This window comes from Streptomyces sp. NPDC029292 (assembly GCF_055569295.1).
On sequence record NZ_JBVHXR010000021.1, the window covers coordinates 1 to 14,393 of the forward strand.

The following is a 14,393-nucleotide window of genomic DNA, read 5'->3' on the forward strand; positions in this document are numbered from 1 at the left end:
CCCCCCCCCCCCCCCCCCCCCCCCCCCCCCCCCCCCCCCCCCCCCCCCCCCCCCCCCCCCCCCCCCCCCCCCCCCCCCCCCCCCCCCCCCCCCCGGCCGCACGTTCCCGGCAGGCGCGGCGAGGTGTTCCGCACCGACGCGGAGCGCATCCTCAAGGCCGTCGACGAAGCCGTGGCCAGGGTCGGGCGCTTCGCGGCAGGGGCGGAAGGGGTGCTGCGGATCGGGCTGACGGGATCCGCCTCGATGTCGGAGTCCTGCGCCCGCCGGTACGGCAGGAGGGCATCGCCCACGCACCATCGCCACCGAACCCTTGGTCGCGGCCGTCCCCGAGGAGCACCGGCTCGGCGGGGTCGACTCCGCATGCGTCGAGCAGCTGCGGCACGACATCTCGCCGCCGACACGTGCTGACTTCGTCCGTCATGGGCGCGACGTGAGGATGCTGAGCGCGTTGGCGCAGACGACGGCCGTGATCGCGGCCCACTCGAGCCCGCCCGGTCGCTGCCCCAGGACGATCCACCCGACCACGGCGGCGAGGACGGGGTTGACGCTCATGAAGAGACCGAAGGTCTGGGCGGGCACCCGGCGCAGGGTGAGCAGATCAGCCAGATACGGGACGGCGGAGGAGAGCACGCCGGCGGCGACTGCGTACGCCATGGCTTCCGCGGTCGGCGGATGCCGGACGACGATGACGAGTCCGATCGGCAGGAAGAGCAGCGCGGAGAGTCCGGCGGCGGCCGCCGATCCCTGCGCTCCCGGGATGCGTCGGCCGACCGTGCGGTTGAGCAGGATGTACGACGCCCAGCAGACCGCGGCCAGGAGCCCCAGGGCCATCCCGACATAGTCGGCGGAGGGCTTCGGGCGCATCAGGGTGACGACGCCGGCCGCGGCGATCAGCGCACAGCCCGCGTCCACGCGGCGACGGGAGGCGGCCAGCGCGATGCTGAGCGGGCCCAGGAACTCCAGGGTCACCGCGAGCCCGAGGCCGATGCGGTCGATCGCGCTGTACAACGACAGGTTCATCGTGCCGAAGACCAGGGCCAGCAGCAGCACCGGCCACCACTGCCGCCAGGTGAAGGTCCGTAGCCGGGGCCGGCCGACGGCCATCAGGGCGATCGCGGCGACGTACTGGCGTACCGCGACGACACCGACAGGTCCGAGGGTGGGGAAGGCGAGGGAACCGACCGCGGCACCGGTCTGGTTGGACAGTCCGCTGCCGAACATCGTGGCCACGGCCAGGCGTTTTCCGCCGGGATGCGGAGCGGAGGACACCGGGGCGGTCCGGCGCGCGGGTGCTGCTGCGGATGCGGGCGCTGCGTGCATGCTCCGATCCTGCGACGAGCCATCTCTTGCGCAAAATGCATCAACCCATCCATCTATACGCTTGAGTCATGGATGTGGAGCTGCGCCAGTTGCGCTGTCTGGTCGCGATCGTCGACGAGGGCACCTTCACCGACGCCGCCATCGCGCTCGGTGTCTCCCAGGCGGCCGTGTCCCGCACCCTGGCCTCACTCGAACGCGCCCTCGGGGTACGGCTGTTGCGGCGGACCTCCCGCGAGGTGACTCCGACGGCGACCGGGCTGCGCGTGGTGGCGCATGCCCGGCGGGTGCTCGGCGAGGTGGACGAGCTGGTCCGGGAGGCCGCGTCAGGACATGTCTCGCTGCGGATCGGCTACGCCTGGTCGGCGCTCGGCCGCCACACGCTGGCCTTCCAGCGCCGCTGGGCCGACACCCACCCCGGGACGGATCTGCGGCTCGTCCGGGTCAACTCCCCCTCCGCCGGACTGGCGGAGGGGGCCTGCGACCTCGCCGTCGTACGCAGACCACTGGACGACCGGCGTTTCCACTCGGCGATCGTGGGGCTTGAACGGCGACTGTGCGCCATGGCCTCCGACGACGCCCTGGCCAAACGCCGCTCGATCCGACTGGCCGACATCGGCGGGCGCACCCTGCTCGTCGACCGCAGGACCGGCACGACCACGACGGAGCTGTGGCCACCCGACTCCCGCCCGGCGACCAAGGAAACACACGATGTCGACGACTGGCTCACCGCGATCTCCACGGGCCGTTGCGTGGGCATGACGGCCGAGTCGACCGCGCACCAGTACCCGCGCCCAGGCATCGTCTACCGGCCGGTGCGCGACGCCGAGCCGATCGCGGTGCGGCTCGGCTGGTGGCGGGACGACCCGCATCCAGCCACCCAGGCGGCGATCGAACTCCTCACGGAGCTCTACCGCAAGGGGTGACCCGACGACCGGCCGCTCACTTCGGCGCGGTGGTCCCGCGGCGCCGTGTCATCCCATCTGATCCTGGGCCGACAGGTGCTCCACCGTCACCCCGGTCTCGGTGAACGTACGCGTCACCGTCCCGGAGGTGTACACCCACAGGATGCGCAGCGGGCGGTCGCCGATGTTCCTGAACAGATGGGGGATGGGCGACGGCACGTAGGTGGTGTCGAACTGCTCCAGCTTCGTCACCTCACCGTCGACCACGACCTCCGCCTCGCCCTCGAGGATCGTCACGTGCTCGTCGCAGTTGTGCGAGTGCATCGGTGCCCCGGAACCGACCGGATACACACTCATCCCGCTGGTGATCCGGTTCTCCCCGCCCGCCGACGTCGTGGTGATCAGCGGCGTCGTCACGACGGAGCCGCCTCGGTCGAGCAGGGGCACGGACGCGGTCTTGATGATGGTGGGCATCCTGGGGTTCCTTTCCACTTCACGGTGTTGCGTCGATCGACGTTAGGTCGCCTCCCCGCGAATGGGTGCCCTCTGGCGTGCAGCTTTACCTTGCACTCCGAGATGGGTGAGCTTCGCGCCACCGGCTGTACCGTCGGCTGGCATCGCACGGCTCCCAGTACGTGCCTGAAACACGCCGGAAAGAAAAGGCAGGTATCGGCCACATGAGGCTCCCCGTTCTCACCGATGAGGAAATGGATCCGCGCCAGCAGGAGTTGGCCGCTCGCATCGCCGGCCGGCGCGGCGCCGTCCGCGGCCCGTTCCGGGTCTGGCTGCACAGCCCGGAGATGTGCGAGCGTGCCGAGTCCCTCGGTGCCTTCGCCCGCTTCGACTGCAGCCTTCCCAAGCACCTGCGCGAGCTCACGCTGCTGATGGCCGCCAGGAACTGGGACGCGCAGTACTCGTGGAACGCCCACGTGCACCAGGCGATCGAGGCGGGCATCCCGGAGGCCGCCGTCAAGGCCGTCGCCGAGAAGCGCGAGGCGGTCTTCGACGACGCGGCGGACCAGGCCTTCTACCAGTTCTGCCGCGAGGTCCTCGAGCAGCACTTCGTCTCCGACGAGACCTTCGCCCGCGCGCTCGAGCACTTCGGCTCCAAGGGCCTGGTCGACACCATCGGCGCCCTGGGCAACTTCACGATGCTCGGGATGTGCCTGAACACCTTCCAGGTGGACCTTCAGGCCGACCGCGAGCCCCCCTTCCCGGACATCCGCGGCTACGAGCGCGTCGTCCCCGACGGCGACGGCTCCCGGCCGTGACAGCCGCTACGGACCGGAGCGCGCAGGGAGGCACCGCTGTGACAGCAAGGACACCGGACACGGCCGACAGCGGTGCCGGTACGACGCCCGAGGCCGTGGTTCGCGTACGAGGCATCACCAAGAGCTTCGGCGGAGCGGCCGCGCTCAAGGGCGTGGACCTCGACCTCTACCCCGGCGAAGTCCACGCGCTGATGGGCATGAACGGAGCCGGCAAGTCGACGCTGGTGCAGGTCCTCTCGGGGGTTCACCAGCCCGACGGCGGCACCATCGGGGTCAACGGAGACGCGCACTCCGGGCTGACCGTCCGCAAGGCCCGGCGACTCGGCATCGCGTCGGTCCCCCAGCGCCGTGAGCTGGCGATGGGGCTGACCGTGGCCGAGAACGTCATGCTGGGCGATCTGCCCACCCGGCTCAGCACCGTGCACTGGAAGGCGGTCAAGTCCGAGGCGAAGAAGGCGCTGTCCGGCCTCGGCATCGACATCGACGTGGAGCGGACCGCGGGCTCGCTCAGCGTCGCCGAGCAGACGATGGTCGAGGTGGCGCGGGAGGTCCGCCGTGGCGGCCGGATCCTGATCCTGGACGAGCCGACCGCCTGCCTGAGCGCGGAGGCGGCCAACCAGATCAGGTCCCTGGTGCGAACCCTCCGCGACGACGGCGTGGCCGTCGTCTACATCTCGCACTACATCGACGAGGTCATGGCCGTCGCGGACCGTCTCACCGTCCTGCGGGACGGAGCCGTGGTGCGCAGCGCGACCGCCGGCGACTTCGACCCGGCCGGGCTCGTCCGCAGCATGGTCGGCCGGGACGTGGTCTCCCAGCGCGCCGAACGCCCCGCCCCGAAGGACGAGATCGGGCTGGCGGTACGCGGCCTGAACGACGGCCGGGCGCTGCGGGACTTCACCGTCGAGGTGCGCAAGGGCGAGATCGTCGCGGTGCTCGGACCGGCCGGGGACGCGCAGTCGCGCCTCTTCGACCTGCTCTCCGGCCGCCGCCGTCCCGACTCCGGCGAACTCCAGATCGACGGCGCCGCCGTGCCCCTCGGCCGGATCCACGCCTCGCTCGGCAGCGGCCTGCGCTGCGTCACCGGAGACCGCCGGGCCCTGGGCCTGGTCCCGGAGCTGTCCCTGGACGAGAACCTGATGCTGGCCGACGACCGCTTCGCGCGGCGCCGCGTCCACCGGGTCGCGGCGCTCGCCCGCCGTGCGGCGCCGCTGCGCAGGAGCTACGGCGTGGTCTCCCTCGCCGGAAACCCGCCGGTGAGCGCGCTGTCCGGAGGCAATCAGCAGAAGGTCCTGCTGGCCAAGTGGCTGCAGACCGAGCCGGTCGCCTGCTTCCTCGAGGACCCCACCAATGGTGTGGACGTCGCGGCCATGGCCGAGATCCACACCCTTGTCGACGACCTCGCCTCGCGCGGCGTGGCCGTGCTGCTCGCCTCCTCCTCCGCCGAGGAGGCCATGCGCCTGGCCGACCGGGTCGTCGTCGTCAGCGCCGGCCGCACGGTCGCCGAACGCGACACCACCGACATCACCCACGACGAGCTCGTCGCCATCGCTCTCGGAGGTCAACCGCAGTGAGCGTCAAGACACTTCCCGATGCCCCGGAGGTCTCCGACCCGCCCGAGGCCGGCCGGTCCCGGTTCACGTTCGGCGCCCTGCGGCGTGCGCCGCACACCGGACTGATAGCGGTCCTGTTCATCGTGGTGATCGCCACCGCGCTGCAGACCGACTCGTTCACCACCACGACGAACATCATCAACATCCTGCGCCAGGTGAGCGTCACCGCCGTGATCGCGGGCGGCCTCACGCTGCTCATGACCGCGGGCGGCATGGACTTCTCCATGGGCAGCAACGTCTCCGTCACCACCGCCGTCGGGGCGCAGTTGCTGTCTCATGGCCACTCCACCGCGTTCACGGTCATCGCCTCGGTGCTGCTGGCCACGGTCATCGGGCTGGTCAACGGGCTGGTCGTGACGTTCACCAACGTGGCACCGTTCGTCGTGACCCTGGCGACGGCCACCCTGCTGGACGGCATCGCGCTGCTTGTCCTCAACGGCCTCAGCGTCTCCATCGGCACCAGGATGTTCGCGCTGGGCAATGACAAGGTCCTCGGGGTGCCGTACCTGCTGATCGTGGCGATCCTTGTGCTGGTGGCGATCGCCCTGGTCATGCGGTTCACCGTGTTCGGCCGTGACGCCTTCGCCATCGGGGGCAACGAGCACGTCGCCCGCCTCAGCGGCATCAACGTCACCGCGCGCAAACTCACGCTGTACGGCGTCACGGGCGCCCTCTCCGGCCTCGCGGGGATCATGCTGCTGTCCCGGCTGGGCTCCAGCAGCCCCGGTGGCACCGGCGGCCTCACCCTGCAGCTCACGGCCGTCGCGGCGGTGGTGATCGGCGGCACCTCGCTCGCCGGCGGCCAGGGCACCGTCGTAGGGACCGCGCTCGGGGTCCTGTTGCTCGGAGTTGTGGCCAACGCCCTCAACCTCGTCCAGGTCTCCAGCTACTACCAGCAGGTCGCCGTGGGCGGCGTACTCCTCATCGCGGCGATTGCCAACGAGTTCAACAAAGCCCGCTCCGCACGGCACTGACTTCCCCTGCCCACAGCCCGTCATGAAAGGCCTTTGACCATGAGACTTTCCGCGCGCTCCCGCCACACGCTGTTCGCCGCGGTCGCCGGCACCACCCTGGTGCTGAGCGGTTGCAGTAACAGCGACAGCGGGTCCAGCGACGTTTCCCTCGGGTTCGTCAACGGTGGTGACACCGAATTCCACACCTGTCTGCAGAAAGCCGTAGAGCAGACGGCGAAGTCGGAGGGAGCCAAGGTCTACACGGCCAACTCCCACCAGAATTCCGGGACCGAGCTGTCCAACATCGAGGACATGACCTCCCGCAACGTGAGCGCGCTCATCGTGCAGACCGTCAACGTCGACGCGCTCAAGGGCGACATAGCCAAGGCCAAGGCCGCGAACATACCCATCTACCTGACGTCCGTGGCCACCAGCGACGTGAACGACATCCTCGGTGCGGCCGTCGTCGACCTCCCCAAGGTCGGCGCCCTGGACGCCGGCTGGATCGAGAAGGACGCGGGCGGTAAGAGCGCGCAGGTCGGTGTCATCGCGGGTGCCCCCGGCGCCGCCTCCGACCTGCTCGTGGGCGGTTTCACCAAGGCCCTGCCCAGCAATGCCAAGGTGGTCGCGAATCAGCCCGGCATGTTCAACGCAGCCAAGGCGCAGGATGTCGCCGAGAACATGATCCAGGCACACCCCGACCTGGACTACGCCTTCGTCGCCAATGAGGAGATGGCCTTCGCCGCGCGCAAGGCGTTCGACGCGGCCGGCGCCAAGGACGTCAAGATCGTGACCGCCAACGGTACCGACGAGGGCCTGGCCGCCGTCAAGGACGGCCGTCTCTCCGCCACCGTGGCCAACTCGGCGATGACGATCGGCCAGACGGCGGTCAAGAACGCGGTCGGCCTTCTTGACAAGAAGAAGGTTGACAAGATTGCCAACATTCCTCTTCTCTTGGTCACCAAGGACAACCTGAGCAAGGCCCCCCAGTACTGCCCCAAGTAACCAAGCCCGCGCCGGAAGCGGAGCCTGCTTCACGGCGTCCTGAGCCGCCCGTCCACCGCGTCGCCGGAGTGTCCCGATAGAGCCGCTATGGGGACACTCCGGCGCGGCACGACCGCACGCCCGAACCGCCGTCAGACCCATCCGTCGGGTCCGTCCGGCGACCGCACCACCCGCACATCCGCACGACCGGCACCGCCGCCGGGGCTCACCCCTGGCAGTCGTGGGCCTCCGGAGGAAACATGGATCGCTTGCTCCTCATGCACAGCTTCGTCACCGTCGCACAGTCGGGCAGCTTCAGCGGAGCAGCCAAGAAGCTGGGCTCTTCGGGCTCGCTGGTGTCCCGGCACGTCGCCGAGTTGGAACGGCAGGTGGGTGTCCGTCTGGTCAACCGCACCGCGCGTTCGGTGAGCCTCACCGAACCGGGTCAGCGGTACGCCGAATTCGCCGCGCGCATACTCGAGGAAATCGAGGCGGAGGACGCCGGCATCTCGCACCTCCACGACCGGGCCGAGGGCTCGCTCAGTATCATCTGTCCCAAGTGGATAGGAAGTCTGGACCTCGGAGACGCGATCGCCGCCTTTTCCGCGGCTCAGCCGAAAATCCAGGTCCGCTTCGAGCTCGGTGGCATGTCCGACCGCACCTACGATTTCCTGGACAGCGGATTCGACGTCGCCTTCCACACGCGGGACCTGCGGGACTCCAGTGTCCGGCTCAAGAAGATCGCCTCGCTGCCCTTCGTGCTCTGCGCCTCGAAGGACTACGTGGACCGGCAGGGGCCCCTCACCGAGCCCAACGGCCTGGCGCACCACGACTGCCTCGTGCACGTGAACGACCCTGTCTGGCGCATCGGTCACGGGCACACCTCCACCCTGCACAAGATCCGTAACGTGGCGTTCTCGTCGAACTCCTACATCGCTCTGCAGAAGGCGGCCGTGCACGGCCGCGGCATCGCCCTGCTGCCACAGCGGTCGGCCTACGACGACCTCATGTCCGGCGCCCTGCGCGTCCTGCTGCCCGAGATCACGGTGCCGGACCGCCCGCTCTACGCGATCTACGGTCCAGGCCAGGCCACCCCGAGGAAAATCACCGTATTCCTCGACTTTCTCACTCAGTGGTTCTCGAACAATCCCATTCCGGCGATCAACCGCTGACCTGACCCTGTCCGGTCGCGGCACGGGCCAAACGACCGGGAACGCAAGAAACGATTGCAATGCCTGCGTGACCAGAGTGTTGAGGCCGCCAAAGCCGCAAATCTACGATCGCTGGGAACCGGTGACCGTACCAGCACCGCAGGCGTGATCTGCGACGAAGCGAGGAATCCATGGGAATTCAGAGAATCGAATCGGTCACCTACGGCATCGACGACCTCGACGAATGCGCCCGGTTCTTCGACGACTTCGGACTGTTCCTGGTGGAGAAGACCGACGAGTACGCGGTGTTCGAGACGCTCACCGGGCAGACCCTCCACCTGGACACCGACCCCGGCCCGCTCCTGCCGCCGCCGCTGGAAGCCGGTCCCACCCTGCGCGAGATGGTGTGGGGCGTCGACACCCCGCAGGAGCTGGAGCGGCTGGTGGCGGCCGTCGGCCGTGACCGTGCGGTCCGGGAGGACGCCGCAGGCGTGTTCCACACCGTGGACGAGACCGGTTTCGGGGTCGGCCTGACCCTGGCCCGGCCGAAGCCCGCGCCCGTGACCCCCCGGCCCGCCAACGCGCTGGGGAGCGTCGAGCGCTGGAACACCGCCTTGGAGGCGATCACCCGGGTGCACCCCCTGCGCATGTGCCATGTGGCCCTCAACATCCCCAAGCCGGGGCGGGAGGAGGCCGTCGCGTTCTACGTGGAGCGCCTCGGCTTCCGTCCGACCGACGTGGTCGAGCCCATGGGCGTCTTCATGCAGGCGGCGGGCGACCAGGACCAGCACACCATGCTGCTGTGCCACCGCCCCGACAAGGCCGGCGTCAACCACATCGCGTACGAGGTCCCCGGCTTCGACGAAGTGATCGAGGGCGGCAACTACATGATCGACCACGGCTGGCGCGAGGCGCGCCGGCTCGGCCGCCACACCGTCGGCTCGAACGTCTTCCGGTTCGTGCACGCGCCCTGCGGCGGGCGGGTCGAATACGCCGCCGACATGGACCGGGTCGACGACACCTACGAGACCCGGGTCCACGAGACCACCCCGCCCCACCACATCTGGGCGCTGCGCACCAACCGCGACCAGCAGGACGCCACCGCCTCCTGACCCACCTTCCCCGGCCTTCGGCCGGGGGACCCATGTCGCTCAACTCGCCAGCCTGAGAGGGCACCCACTCATGAGCACCGACCACGGCTACCCCGCCGTCCGCATGTACATCGCGGGCGAGTGGTGTCAGGGCGGTACCGGACGTACCGCCCCGATCGTGAACCCGGCCACCGAGAAGGTGATCGGAGAAGTACCCCTCGCCACCACCGCCGACCTCGACCGCGCCCTCGACGCCGCCGCCGAGGGCTTCCGGATATGGCGCGACACGCCCATCGCGAAGCGCACCGCCGTCCTGCACGCCGCCGCCGACCTGATCAGCGAGCGCGCCGCCGAGATCGGCCGCGTCATGACCCTGGAGCAGGGCAAGCCGCTCGCGGAGTCGACCGGCGAGGCCCGCCGCACCGCCGACACCCTGCGCTGGCACGCCGACGACGCCCGCCGCGCGTACGGCCGCATCATCCCCTCGGCCCCCGGCACCGTGCTGACCGTACGGCGTGAGCCCCTCGGCCCCGTCGCCGCCTTCGTCCCGTGGAACTTCCCGGTGGGCGGGCCCAACCGGAAGATCTCCTCGGCGCTGTCGGCCGCCTGCTCCATCGTCATCAAGGGCTCGGAGGAGACCCCCGCGACCGCAGCCGCCCTGGTCCAGTGCTACGCGGACGCCGGCCTGCCGGCCGGGGTCCTCAACCTCGTCTTCGGCGAGCCCGCCGAGGTCTCCGCGCACCTGATCGCCTCTCCGATCACGCGTCTGATCGCCTTCACCGGCTCGGTGCCCGTGGGCAAGCTGCTCGCCGCCGAGGCCGGCAAGGTCATGAAGCCCTCCCTGATGGAGCTGGGCGGGCACGCCCCGGTGATCGTGTGCGCGGACGCCGACCCGGCGACCGCCGCCCGCAAGGCCGCGCAGGCCAAGTTCGCCAACGCCGGCCAGGTCTGTACCTCGCCGAGCCGCTTCCTGGTGCACGAGAGCCTGATCGAGGAGTTCACCGCCGAGTTCGTGAAGGCCGCCGAGGCGGTCGTCGTCGGCGACGGCCTGGCCGAGGGCACCACCATGGGCCCGCTCGCCAACGAGCGCCGGCTCCAGACGATGGTCCGCCTGACCGCCGACGCCGTGGACCGGGGCGCCAAGGTGCTCACCGGTGGTGAACGGCCGGACCGCCCCGGGTACTTCTTCGCGCCGACCGTCCTGACCGACGTACCGGCGGACGCGGAGCTGATGTCCGAGGAGCCGTTCGGACCGCTCGCGCCGATCGTGCCCTTCACGGACCTGGACGAGGCACTGGCGACCGCGAACGGTCTGCCGTACGGCCTCGCCGCCTACGGCTTCACGCAGAACGCCGCCACCGCCGAGCGCCTCGCCGACGAGCTGGAGGCCGGCATCCTCTCCCTCAACCACTGCGGCGGCTCCGTCAGCGAGGCCCCCTCCGGCGGCGTCAAGGAGAGCGGCTACGGCAGGGAGGGCGGGCCCGAGGCCCTGGACGCCTACCTGATCACCAAGCGCGTCTCCCACCTGCTGGCGGGCTGAGGCACCATGCGATACACCCGTGTCTCGGTCGGCGGACGAGCGGTGTGGGGCCGCGTGGGGGAGGAGGACATCGAGCTGCTGTCCGAGTCCCCGATGGAGGGCGACCTCACCGTCATCGGCACGGTGCCGCGCGCCACCGCGACCTGGCTGCCCGTCGTCGTCCCGCCCGTGTTCTACGCGGTCGGCATGAACTACCGGCGGCACATCGAGCACGCCGCCAAGCTCGGCAACGCCGCCGCCGTGATCCCGACGAGCCCGGAAGTGGGCTACCGGGCCAACAACGCGCTCACCGGCCACCGCTCGCCCATCGTCAAACCGGACGGTGTCGAGGGCCGGTTCGAGGCCGAGCCCGAACTCGTCGCCGTCATCGGCCGCACCCTGCGGCACGCCACCCACGAGGAAGCACGCAAGTCCGTCTTCGGGTGGACGATCGGCAATGACGTCAGCGCCCGCACCTGGCAGCACCAGGACCGCACCTTCTGGCGCAGCAAGAACAGCGACACGTTCAAACCGATGGGGCCCTGGATCGAGACCGACGTGGACGCCCTGGCGCAGACGACCACGCTGCGCGTCAACGGTGAGGTCCGCGCGTCGTTCCCGACCGGCGACATGGTCTTCGATCCCTTCGACTACATCGTCGAGATCACCAAGCACATCACCATGCACCCCGGCGATGTCCTGTGGATGGGTGCGGAGGCCACCTGCCAGATCGAGGCGGGCGACACCGTGGACATCGAGATCAGCGGCATCGGCGTGCTCTCCAACCCCGTACATCCCGAAGGGAATCACGCATGAGCAGCGCACCTCGCTACATCCACCACGTCAACTTCCCCACCACCGACTCCGACCGGACCGCCGAGTGGTACGCGAAGGTCTTCGGGATGAAGCGGATCATGCCCAAGTCCAACACCCGCGTGGTGCTGATGACCCGCGGCAACTTCGACCTGCACTTCACCCCGGTCGAGGAGATGGAGCGCATGGCTCCGTACCACTTCGCCGTCGAGGTCGACGACTGGGACGAGTTCCTCGCTCACCTCAAGGCGCTGGGTATCCGCCACACCCGCCCGATCGAACGCCCCGAGAACCAGTCCAAGTTCTGCTACATCCACGACCCCGACCACACCATGATCGAGCTGGTCTGGCACGGCAAGCGCCCCAACTGACCGCGCACCGCAAGGATTTCACTTCCCAGTACCACTAGGAGTTCACCCCCATGCCCATCGCCGACTCCGACGGCACCTCCATCTACTACGAGCGCCACGGCAGCGGTCCGGCGATCCTGTTCGTGCACGGCAGCGGCGGTCATCACGCCGCCTGGTGGCAGCAAGTGGCCGCGCTGCGCGAGGAGTTCACGGTCGTCACCGTGGACCTGCGCGGCTTCGGCAAGTCCGACTCGTCGATGCCCGAGTTCGACGGCCAGGACTTCCCTGGCGACCTGATCGCAGTCCTCGACCAGGAGGACCTGACCGACGTCATGCTCGTCGGTCAGTCCATAGGCTCCGTCGCCGCACTGCGCGCCGCCCTGCTGCGGCCCGAGCGCGTGTCCTCGGTCGCCCTCGGCCACTCCCTGGGCGGCATCAGCCACCCGGAGCTGAAGGAGCTGGCCGCCGCCGACCGCGCCGAGGCCGTCAAGCTCCCCGTCATCGACCGCCTGCTCACCAAGCGGTTCCAGCAGGAGCGGGCGGACCTCACGTTCCTGTTCCAGCAGATGGGCACCTTCAACGTCGCGAAGATGCAGGACCTGCGCAACCTCGATACCAACGGCCCGACCCTTCAGGAGATCCAGGACTCGGGCGTCAAGGTCGCCTTCCTGGCCGGTGAGAAGGACGCGGTGCTCAGCCTGAAGACCGTGACCCGCGCCCACGAGCTGCTGCCCGGCTCGCACCTGGAGATCGTCCCGGACGCCCCGCACTCCATGTACTGGGAGACGCCGGAGAAGTACAACGCGGCCGTCGCCCGCCTGCGCCGCACCCTCACTGCAGAGAAGGAAGCAGCATGAGCAGCCTCACCCTCGACGCCGCCGAAGAGATCGTCGACGCCGCGCTGAAGCGCGCCCAGTCGCTCGGGAAGGCGGTGAGCGTCGCCGTGGTGGACGCCGGCGGCTTCGTGATCAGCGTCCGCCGCTCGGACGGGGCGCGACCGCTCACTCCGGACATCGCCCGCGCGAAGGCGTACACCGCGGCCGTGATGCAGCGGCCCGGCAAGATGCTGAAGAAGTGGCAGGAGAGCCAGCCGGTCTTCTTCTCCCAGCTCTCCCAGCTGCCCGGCGCCGCCCTGCCGATCATGGCCACCGAAGGCAGCATGACGATCAAGAAGGGCGGCGAGATCATCGGCGGCCTCGGCATCGCCGGTGGTACCGCGGACGAGGACCAGCAGGTCGCCGACGAGGTCCTCGAATCGCTCGGCTACGAGCTGGAGTTCGCCGCCTGGGGCGTCGCGGGCAAGCCGGCCGGGAACACCGAGAAGGGGGCCTGAACCATGGCGGATACGTTCAACTACCGCATCGACCACCACGGCAGCCTGGTCCGCCCGGCCGAGCTCTTCGCCGCGCGCGAGAAGGCGGCCCGGGGCGAGATCGACGCCGACGCCCTGCTGGCGGCGGAACTCGAGGCGGTCAAGGAGGTGGTGACCTTCCAGCGCAAGATCCGCTCCACGGTCGTCACCGACGGGGACCTTCCCCGTGAGGACTTCCGCAGTGCCGTCTTCGACGCCGTCTCCGGCTTCCGGCGTACGGACGAGGAAGTGGACGGCCTGCCGCGCTGGGTGGCGGAGTCCCTGCCGAAGGCCAACGGCCCGCTGCTGGCGGACTGGGCCGGCCGGATCGCCGAGTTGACGGTGATCGCCCCCAAGGCCTCGCTGCCCTCCCCGGCCTACCTGGCCGCCACCACCTTCGACCCCGAGCTGGTGGGCTCCGGCGGTCCGGCCTCGGCGCGCGAACTCGGCGAGGCCCTGGCGGAGATCATCCGCGCGGAGATCGAGCTGCTGGTCTCCCGGGGCGTCCGGCTGATCCAGCTGAACAACCCGCTGCTCCTCGGCCACGTCGCAGCCGAGCCGGCCGCGCCCGGCGCGCTCTCCTTCGACGACGCGCTGGCCGTGGAGGCCTTGGCGGTACGACTGGACGAGCGCCCCGAGGGCGTCCGGATCGGCGTCTCTCCCGGCTGGGTGGCCCCCGCCGTGGTGGACCGGGCCAGGGCCGAGCGCCTGTACGGCGAGGTTCCGGCGGACCGGTGGATCCTGCCGTACGACCAGGGCACCGAGGCCGAGCTCGACCTGGTCAAGGCCCTCCCGGAGGACCGGGACGCGTGCCTGGGCGTGGTGGATGCGACCGTGCCCGAACTCGAGGACATCGACACGGTGCTGGCCCGCATCGACGCCGCCGCCGAGGTCAAGGACCTTGAGGACATGGCCATTTCGCCGTCCCGCGGCTTCGCCGACTCGGCGGCCCGTCCGCTGCTGAGCACCGAGGAGCAGCGCCGCAAGCTGGTCCTGGTGGAGACCCTCGCCCGGTACTGCTGGGGCAACGAGTTCTGACCCATGGCCAACGAGGGGCCGGGAAGCGCGAACGCGC

15 protein-coding genes are annotated in these 14,393 nt (G+C 70.0%); 13 read left to right on the forward strand and 2 right to left on the reverse strand.

Going from position 1 to position 14,393, the window contains the following annotated elements:
• Positions 1–417: 417 nt before the first annotated feature.
• Positions 418–1,320 carry an EamA family transporter gene (locus ACZ4WS_RS36215; RefSeq protein ID WP_467987119.1) on the reverse strand — a complete coding sequence of 301 codons (903 nt, stop codon included), beginning with the start codon at positions 1,318–1,320 and terminating at the stop codon, positions 418–420.
• Positions 1,321–1,388: 68 nt separating this feature from the next.
• Between ACZ4WS_RS36215 and ACZ4WS_RS36220 the strand changes: the two genes are divergently transcribed.
• The gene (locus ACZ4WS_RS36220; protein WP_467987120.1) at positions 1,389–2,243 is read left to right on the forward strand and encodes a LysR family transcriptional regulator; all 855 of its coding nucleotides are present in this window, start codon (positions 1,389–1,391) and stop codon (positions 2,241–2,243) included.
• A 48-nt stretch (positions 2,244–2,291) separates the two neighbouring features.
• Here ACZ4WS_RS36220 and ACZ4WS_RS36225 read toward each other — a convergent pair whose 3' ends face one another.
• The gene (locus ACZ4WS_RS36225; protein WP_467987122.1) at positions 2,292–2,696 is read right to left on the reverse strand and encodes a cupin domain-containing protein; all 405 of its coding nucleotides are present in this window, start codon (positions 2,694–2,696) and stop codon (positions 2,292–2,294) included.
• Positions 2,697–2,929: 233 nt separating this feature from the next.
• Here ACZ4WS_RS36225 and ACZ4WS_RS36230 point away from each other — a divergent pair, with 233 nt between their 5' ends.
• The 12 genes from ACZ4WS_RS36230 to ACZ4WS_RS36285 all read left to right on the forward strand — a co-directional run bounded on the left by ACZ4WS_RS36230 (position 2,930) and on the right by ACZ4WS_RS36285 (position 14,356).
• Positions 2,930–3,493 carry a carboxymuconolactone decarboxylase family protein gene (locus ACZ4WS_RS36230; protein ID WP_467987362.1) on the forward strand — a complete coding sequence of 188 codons (564 nt, stop codon included), beginning with the start codon at positions 2,930–2,932 and terminating at the stop codon, positions 3,491–3,493.
• 38 nt (positions 3,494–3,531) lie between these two features.
• A complete protein-coding gene (locus ACZ4WS_RS36235; protein WP_467987123.1) occupies positions 3,532–5,067 on the forward strand; it encodes a sugar ABC transporter ATP-binding protein in 1,536 nt (511 codons plus the stop codon).
• Entirely contained in the window at positions 5,064–6,080 is a 1,017-nt protein-coding gene (locus tag ACZ4WS_RS36240; RefSeq protein WP_467987124.1) for an ABC transporter permease, read from the forward strand. The genes ACZ4WS_RS36235 and ACZ4WS_RS36240 overlap by 4 nt, the downstream gene beginning before the upstream one ends.
• Positions 6,081–6,119: 39 nt before the next feature.
• Positions 6,120–7,064 (forward strand): sugar ABC transporter substrate-binding protein, encoded by a 945-nt coding sequence (locus ACZ4WS_RS36245; RefSeq protein ID WP_467987125.1) that lies wholly within the window; start codon positions 6,120–6,122, stop codon positions 7,062–7,064.
• A gap of 239 nt (positions 7,065–7,303) precedes the next feature.
• Positions 7,304–8,215, forward strand: coding sequence for a LysR family transcriptional regulator (locus ACZ4WS_RS36250; protein WP_467987126.1), 912 nt, complete (start codon positions 7,304–7,306; stop codon positions 8,213–8,215).
• 170 nt (positions 8,216–8,385) lie between these two features.
• Positions 8,386–9,306 carry a VOC family protein gene (locus ACZ4WS_RS36255; RefSeq protein WP_467987127.1) on the forward strand — a complete coding sequence of 307 codons (921 nt, stop codon included), beginning with the start codon at positions 8,386–8,388 and terminating at the stop codon, positions 9,304–9,306.
• 70 nt (positions 9,307–9,376) lie between these two features.
• Positions 9,377–10,825, forward strand: a complete 1,449-nt coding sequence (locus tag ACZ4WS_RS36260) for an NAD-dependent succinate-semialdehyde dehydrogenase (RefSeq protein ID WP_467987128.1) — start codon at positions 9,377–9,379, stop codon at positions 10,823–10,825.
• 6 nt (positions 10,826–10,831) lie between these two features.
• Positions 10,832–11,620, forward strand: coding sequence for a fumarylacetoacetate hydrolase family protein (locus ACZ4WS_RS36265; RefSeq protein ID WP_467987130.1), 789 nt, complete (start codon positions 10,832–10,834; stop codon positions 11,618–11,620).
• Positions 11,617–11,988: a VOC family protein gene (locus ACZ4WS_RS36270; RefSeq protein WP_467987131.1), complete on the forward strand. Its 372-nt coding sequence runs from the start codon at positions 11,617–11,619 to the stop codon at positions 11,986–11,988. The genes ACZ4WS_RS36265 and ACZ4WS_RS36270 overlap by 4 nt, the downstream gene beginning before the upstream one ends.
• Positions 11,989–12,038: 50 nt before the next feature.
• Complete coding sequence (locus tag ACZ4WS_RS36275; protein ID WP_467987132.1) at positions 12,039–12,824, forward strand: alpha/beta fold hydrolase; 786 nt, start codon at positions 12,039–12,041, stop codon at positions 12,822–12,824.
• On the forward strand, positions 12,821–13,300 hold the full coding sequence (locus ACZ4WS_RS36280; RefSeq protein ID WP_467987134.1) for a GlcG/HbpS family heme-binding protein: 480 nt from the start codon (positions 12,821–12,823) through the stop codon (positions 13,298–13,300). Before ACZ4WS_RS36275 ends, ACZ4WS_RS36280 begins: the two co-directional genes overlap by 4 nt.
• 3 nt (positions 13,301–13,303) lie before the next feature.
• Positions 13,304–14,356 (forward strand): uroporphyrinogen decarboxylase/cobalamine-independent methonine synthase family protein, encoded by a 1,053-nt coding sequence (locus ACZ4WS_RS36285; protein ID WP_467987135.1) that lies wholly within the window; start codon positions 13,304–13,306, stop codon positions 14,354–14,356.
• Positions 14,357–14,393: the final 37 nt, after the last annotated feature.

What these genes read in the sequence shown, in the direction of transcription:
- ACZ4WS_RS36215 (WP_467987119.1), bottom strand. Translation starts at nt 1,320, where the DNA reads ATGCACGCAGCGCCCGCATCCGCAGCAGCACCCGCGCGCCGGACCGCC.
- ACZ4WS_RS36220 (WP_467987120.1), top strand. Translation starts at nt 1,389, where the DNA reads ATGGATGTGGAGCTGCGCCAGTTGCGCTGTCTGGTCGCGATCGTCGAC.
- ACZ4WS_RS36225 (WP_467987122.1), bottom strand. Translation starts at nt 2,696, where the DNA reads ATGCCCACCATCATCAAGACCGCGTCCGTGCCCCTGCTCGACCGAGGC.
- ACZ4WS_RS36230 (WP_467987362.1), top strand. Translation starts at nt 2,930, where the DNA reads ATGGATCCGCGCCAGCAGGAGTTGGCCGCTCGCATCGCCGGCCGGCGC.
- ACZ4WS_RS36245 (WP_467987125.1), top strand. Translation starts at nt 6,120, where the DNA reads ATGAGACTTTCCGCGCGCTCCCGCCACACGCTGTTCGCCGCGGTCGCC.
- ACZ4WS_RS36250 (WP_467987126.1), top strand. Translation starts at nt 7,304, where the DNA reads ATGGATCGCTTGCTCCTCATGCACAGCTTCGTCACCGTCGCACAGTCG.
- ACZ4WS_RS36255 (WP_467987127.1), top strand. Translation starts at nt 8,386, where the DNA reads ATGGGAATTCAGAGAATCGAATCGGTCACCTACGGCATCGACGACCTC.
- ACZ4WS_RS36260 (WP_467987128.1), top strand. Translation starts at nt 9,377, where the DNA reads ATGAGCACCGACCACGGCTACCCCGCCGTCCGCATGTACATCGCGGGC.
- ACZ4WS_RS36265 (WP_467987130.1), top strand. Translation starts at nt 10,832, where the DNA reads ATGCGATACACCCGTGTCTCGGTCGGCGGACGAGCGGTGTGGGGCCGC.
- ACZ4WS_RS36270 (WP_467987131.1), top strand. Translation starts at nt 11,617, where the DNA reads ATGAGCAGCGCACCTCGCTACATCCACCACGTCAACTTCCCCACCACC.
- ACZ4WS_RS36275 (WP_467987132.1), top strand. Translation starts at nt 12,039, where the DNA reads ATGCCCATCGCCGACTCCGACGGCACCTCCATCTACTACGAGCGCCAC.
- ACZ4WS_RS36280 (WP_467987134.1), top strand. Translation starts at nt 12,821, where the DNA reads ATGAGCAGCCTCACCCTCGACGCCGCCGAAGAGATCGTCGACGCCGCG.
- ACZ4WS_RS36285 (WP_467987135.1), top strand. Translation starts at nt 13,304, where the DNA reads ATGGCGGATACGTTCAACTACCGCATCGACCACCACGGCAGCCTGGTC.